Raw genomic sequence first — 4,978 nt, forward strand, 5'->3', positions numbered from 1 at the left:
GCATCGCGTCGTCGATCGAGGGCGCCGACGGCGGACGTTGATCCGGCGGCGTCGGACGGCTCGCGCCGGCATCCGGCTCGGAGGGCGATGGCACGTCGAGACTCGCGAACGACGTGGAAGACGCCAGCCGGACCGGCGACTCGGAAGTGACGGCGTGGGCGCTGTCGGCGGTCTGCCTTCCCGGCAGGAACGTCACCAGTCCGATCGCGATGGTGGCACAGGCCGCGATCCCTGCGGTCGCCAGCCGGTAGCGGCCGCCAAGGCCCGCGGCGCGCGGCGATTGCAGATAGGCGAGGCGCAGCGACGCCTGGCCCAGCGACATTTCGAGCGGCAGCTTCAATCGGCAGCCATGTCCCTGCGACACGGTCTGATGTCCGATGGTGACGTCGCCGCCGGTGGCCTCGAGGCTGACGCTGCCGCGCCGAACGGCAAGCATGGCATGGCTGGGCGTCACGCCCGGATCGCGCAGCACGATGTCGGCGTCTGCGGTCGAGCCGATCTGGTACTCGCCGGGCTCGAGCATGAGCAGGACGCCGCCGTGCAGGCCCGAAACCACCTCGAAGGTGACGGCCTCGACCTTGGCTTCGGCAGGGGAGCGGGCAAGTCTCGCCTTGAGAAAGAAAAGCCTGAGATACTGGACGAGATTCAAGACGCTCCGAAACGCCGCCCCTTCGACGTGGCGGATCTCACGCAGGCCTGCTGCGATCGCATTCCGCGGTGTCTGCGCCGCGAAGGAGCCGCGGTGCGACTTCAAGGGCGTTGCGAGCTTCGCGCCGGCCGCTGTTCCCGCACGCAACGCCAGTTGCAGTCGAGCCCGGATGGCGTTGACGCCGACCATGCCTCTTCGCGCGACACGCCGCAGCTTCCGGCGAAGACGTCGACCGACGGCGGCGAGCTTCCAGCTAACCCTGCGATCGACGGGTTCGTCTTGCTGTCGAGATTCCGTCGCGACGCCCATGGTCAGGCGGACCCCATAGATAACTCGAAACGCGCATTTTAAAACGCAACCAAAGCCGCGATGCGTCCCGCCGCATCACCAACTTATCAACGAAGTGCGGCCCGCGAGCCGAGACGCCGCGAGCCGCAGCCGTTTCAACCATCGCAAGTCCTGACAGTCAGGCCTGGACGCCGTTGATCACCTGCTGCTCAGCCTGCTGCCAAAGCTCGATCTCCTTCTGCTTCTTTTCGAAGTCGAGCTGCTGCTGCTTCTGGGCATTGAGCTCGTCGGCCGAGGCCTGAGCCGACGCCAGTGAGCTTTGCGGATTGATGCTTGAATTTGAGCCTTGGGCCATCGAATTGGTTCTCCTAACTACGAGAGCTGCAACGCGGCTCACCTTGATCGGCTCGAAGCAGGTCACGCTTGAGCGCTCGGTGAACTGCGGTCACTATGCTTGATGAAATGAGTTATCTTGATGACGCACGAATGCGCAGTGTAATTCTGGATAATGAATACAATGCCCTTCGCTGCTTCAAGTGACGGCAATATGAACCTGCCGAGCGCCGGGCGACCGCGATCATGGCGAGGATAAAGCTGCTCAGCCACAGATCAGCCCGGTTGCTCGGCCAGATGTAGTCGTGTGGGAATGTTGGGCCGATTTCGGTCGGAAATGTGAAGCGTGATGGTTCGCTCGAGTTCGCGCGATTGGCGTGTATCGATGGTGTTGTCAGCAGCGGCGCTTGCGTTATGCGCGCCACAGCATGCATCGTTTGCGGGCGAGCCGAGCTGGCCCGCGGGCGTCTACAAATACGTCGTGATCGATCAGGACATTCGTGACGTGCTCGGCGAGTTCGGGCGCAACACCAACGTTCCGATCAAGCTCAGCGATCAGGTGAAGGGACGCATCCGTGGTCCGCTGGAGCCCGGATCGGCCGCTGCTTTCCTCAAGACGTTGTGCGACGGTCACGGTCTCGTCTGGTACTTCGACGGCGCGGTGCTTCACGTCAGTGCCGCCAACGAGATTCAGACGGCGTTCATCGATCTCGGGCCGCTGCGGCCGCAGGAGCTGACCGACAAGCTCGCCAAGCTCGGTTATGCCGATATCCGATACCCGATCAAGGCGACGGCCAGCGCCGACGTGGTCGCGGTGTCGGGACCGCCGCCCTATCTCGCGTTGATTCAGCAGACCGCCGCAGCCATGATGCGCTCGATGCCGCGTCCGGCGCAGGAGGATGGTTTCAAGGACGAGCCGAAGGTGCGGGTATTTCGCGGCGGCTGACGCCCGCGAATCCGGCACAGCGGTGTCGACTGTTTGACAGAGGAGTTCGTCGATGACCACGATCGCACCCGTCGCAATGCCTGCAATGCCGACAGCCGAAGTCGCTCCGGCGAATGTTGGACCTACGCCTGATCTTCCGGTCTATGGCGTGATGGAGGTGCAGCAAGGTGGTGTGGTCGAGGGCGGGCGGTTCGCCAATCCGTCCAGTCTCGCCAACGAATTGCTCGGCAGCCTGCGCGGCTTCATGGAAAGAGCCGAGCGCGTGAAGCAGCGGATAGCGGCGCCGATCGGGCAGGTCGAGGCCGGAAGCGGCCCGGTGCGGATCGCGGACGCCTCGAATGTGACATTGGTCAGCCTGCACGGCGGGCCGGCGCGGCAGAGCCTCAATCCGACCGAAACCGCGGCCGGCCGAACCGGACCGGGCCAGGCCACCAATGGAGTGGAGCATCTGCAGCAGGTCTCGGACGAATTGTTCGACGCGGTGGTCTATCGGATGGAATCCACGCTCATCGGTCACGGCGCGAGCCATCTCACCACGTCGATCAATACGCTGCTCAAAGGACAGTGACGATTCGGAGATCGCGTCTTTGCCAAGCCAAGCAACAACCTGTCGCGCCGCAGCTCGTGCGCCCTCGCTCCGAAGCCGGCGCCGCATCGTGGCGGCATGCCTTCTGGCGCTGATGCTGGCGGGATGCGGCACCGTCGACCTCTACACCAATCTCGACCAGCAGGAGGCGAACAGGATCGTGGCGACGCTGATGCGTCACGGCATCCCTGCCGAGCGTATCGCCGGCAAGGACGGGCATTTCAGCGTGACGGTCGGCGAGAAGGCCTTCGCGGAGGCGATGCGCGTCCTCGACGAGAACGGCCTGCCGCACACGGAGTTCAAGACGTTCGGCGACGTCTTCAAGAAGGATGGGCTGGTGTCCTCTCCGACGCAGGAACGGGCGCAGATGATCTTCGCGCTGAGCCAGGAATTGTCGCGCACGATCTCGGGCATCGACGGCGTGCTGTCGGCGCGCGTGCATCTGGTGCTGCCGGAGAACGATCCGCTGCGCCAGCAGCTCATTCCCTCCTCGGCGTCGGTTTTCATCCGCCATCGCGCCAACGCGCCGATCGACAATCTGGTGCCCCAGGTGAAGATGCTGGTCGCCAACGGCGTCGCCGGCCTGTCCTACGACAAGGTGTCGGTGGTGCTCGCGCCGGTCGAGGCCAGCGGTACGACGGAGAGCGCCGATCCCGGCTACGAATCGTTCATGGGTGTCTGGGTTCATCACGACAGCATGGGCCAAGTCGCCGGCGCCTTCTACATCATGCTGATCATCATTCTCGGACTTGCCGGCGCGCTCGTCGCCACGATCTTGCGGCAGCGCCAGCGGCCCTATCCGCTCGGCAAGGCCTTGCCGGTGAAATCGCCATGACCGATCAGGCCACCGCCGACGGCCTCGCCGAGTGGAACGCGTTCCTGAGATGGCCTGCGTCATCGATGGATGGCGCGCGGCTCGACGCCTGCTTCGACAACGAGCTCGGCACCGCGCTCTGTGACCGCCTCAAGGCGACGGCGCGGCTGCAGGACCGGCTCGCCTCGGTGATCAGCGCCCATTATGCGCTCCCGCCGCTGGTCGACCCCGCCGCGGTCAGCGAGATCGATCAGGCGATCGTGCTGCTGCCCGGCCCGCAGCTCGCCGCAGTGGCTCGGCGATCCGGCACCATCTATTGGGCGAACGCCATCGCCAACGTCATTCTCGCGCCGCAGGTCGAGGCGCTGCATCAGCAGGTCGGCGAGGAGCTCTGCAACTTCGCGCTGGCTCACCGCGATCTCGCCGGCCCGGAAAGTGCCCTGGGCTCGCTCAAGGATATCGGCGCGCGGATCGAAGGCGATGGCTGGCGCTGTCTTGCGGCCTGGTGCCGCGCATTGCCGGGAGGGCTCGGAACACGGGTGCGGCTCAAGCTGCCGACGATCGAAGCGCTCGATGTCGTTCCGGCGCTGCCGTTCTTCGACAGTGGCCCTCCGATCGTCCGCCGCGCGGCCACCGCTGACGGCGTGCCGGGCTGACTTTCCCCCACACGGCCGATGCAACTTGCGTTGTATCCGCTTATCTCGGCACACGTCGTTGGGCCGTGTGACTTTCCCGTTCAGCCAAGGCCTTTTCGATCTGACGCATGACGACCTTCACCGATCTGCCTTCCCGTTCGAGAAGGCGCAGGCGATGCCAAAGCCGGATGATTTCTTGTTCTCGCTTGACGTCCATCGACGTTTACCCGCCACTTTGAGTATTGTGAACGAAAAGAGAACGAGTGGCAAGCCGCTAATCGCACTGATTTGCTCTGGGGCAAGGCGTTGGGCGAAGGGCCGACGATCTCATGACGCAGCGAAACTACTACGACGGCGGAGTACGCGCTTCCCGCGACCTTCGCGTCTATTCCGCCTGAAGCGACTTCAGCTCGCGGGCGATGTTCGCGCGTGCAGCTTGTTCCAGCCCCGCCGCAAAACCTTCGTCCGGATAGATCACGGGTCGCGCCAAGAAGCGCTGCAGCACCGCGGCCCGCCCGCTGCGATAAGCGGCGTCGGGAACATGAGCATATTCCTGGCGGATCGCGGCGGCGTAGGCGTCATAGGTCGCCACGTCGGCGCCGAGAATGCCGAGGTCGATGGAGATCATGATCGCGCCGAGACGATCGCCCGCCGCAACATCGTGGGTTTTCGTCAGCCGGATCAGGCGGCCGACCTCGTGGCGCAGCTCCGGCGGCAGGTTTTCTTC

The 4,978-nt window shown here is 64.6% G+C and carries 6 protein-coding genes and 1 pseudogene; 4 read left to right on the forward strand and 3 right to left on the reverse strand.

The window, feature by feature from the left end; genetic code table 11:
* Together JOY90_RS39780 and JOY90_RS39785 are read right to left on the reverse strand one after the other, a co-directional pair.
* Positions 1-838 (reverse strand): FHA domain-containing protein (locus tag JOY90_RS39780; RefSeq protein WP_291696547.1); only part of this gene is annotated, 838 nt, incomplete at its 3' end.
* Positions 839-1,115: 277 nt separating this feature from the next.
* Entirely contained in the window at positions 1,116-1,358 is a 243-nt protein-coding gene (locus tag JOY90_RS39785) for a hypothetical protein (protein WP_291696548.1), read from the reverse strand.
* A 297-nt stretch (positions 1,359-1,655) separates the two neighbouring features.
* On the opposite strand from JOY90_RS39785, the gene JOY90_RS39790 reads away from it, so the two are divergent.
* From JOY90_RS39790 to JOY90_RS39805, 4 genes are all read left to right on the forward strand, one after another.
* Entirely contained in the window at positions 1,656-2,216 is a 561-nt protein-coding gene (locus tag JOY90_RS39790; protein WP_291696549.1) for a type III secretion protein, read from the forward strand.
* A gap of 52 nt (positions 2,217-2,268) precedes the next feature.
* Positions 2,269-2,784 (forward strand): hypothetical protein, encoded by a 516-nt coding sequence (locus tag JOY90_RS39795; protein ID WP_291696550.1) that lies wholly within the window; start codon positions 2,269-2,271, stop codon positions 2,782-2,784.
* Positions 2,785-2,872: 88 nt separating this feature from the next.
* On the forward strand, positions 2,873-3,637 hold the full coding sequence (gene sctJ / locus JOY90_RS39800; protein ID WP_291696551.1) for a type III secretion system inner membrane ring lipoprotein SctJ: 765 nt from the start codon (positions 2,873-2,875) through the stop codon (positions 3,635-3,637).
* Entirely contained in the window at positions 3,634-4,272 is a 639-nt protein-coding gene (locus JOY90_RS39805) for a SctK family type III secretion system sorting platform protein (RefSeq protein ID WP_291696552.1), read from the forward strand. The genes sctJ and JOY90_RS39805 overlap by 4 nt, the downstream gene beginning before the upstream one ends.
* A 364-nt stretch (positions 4,273-4,636) precedes the next feature.
* Here the strand turns inward: JOY90_RS39805 and JOY90_RS39810 are convergent.
* Positions 4,637-4,978 (reverse strand): annotated as a pseudogene (locus tag JOY90_RS39810) (phosphohydrolase); the annotation flags it as partial.

It is taken from the genome of Bradyrhizobium sp. (assembly GCF_019242285.1).
Lineage (GTDB): Bacteria > Pseudomonadota > Alphaproteobacteria > Rhizobiales > Xanthobacteraceae > Bradyrhizobium.

What these genes read in the sequence shown, in the direction of transcription:
- JOY90_RS39795 (WP_291696550.1), top strand. Translation starts at nt 2,269, where the DNA reads ATGACCACGATCGCACCCGTCGCAATGCCTGCAATGCCGACAGCCGAA.
- JOY90_RS39790 (WP_291696549.1), top strand. Translation starts at nt 1,656, where the DNA reads ATGGTGTTGTCAGCAGCGGCGCTTGCGTTATGCGCGCCACAGCATGCA.
- JOY90_RS39805 (WP_291696552.1), top strand. Translation starts at nt 3,634, where the DNA reads ATGACCGATCAGGCCACCGCCGACGGCCTCGCCGAGTGGAACGCGTTC.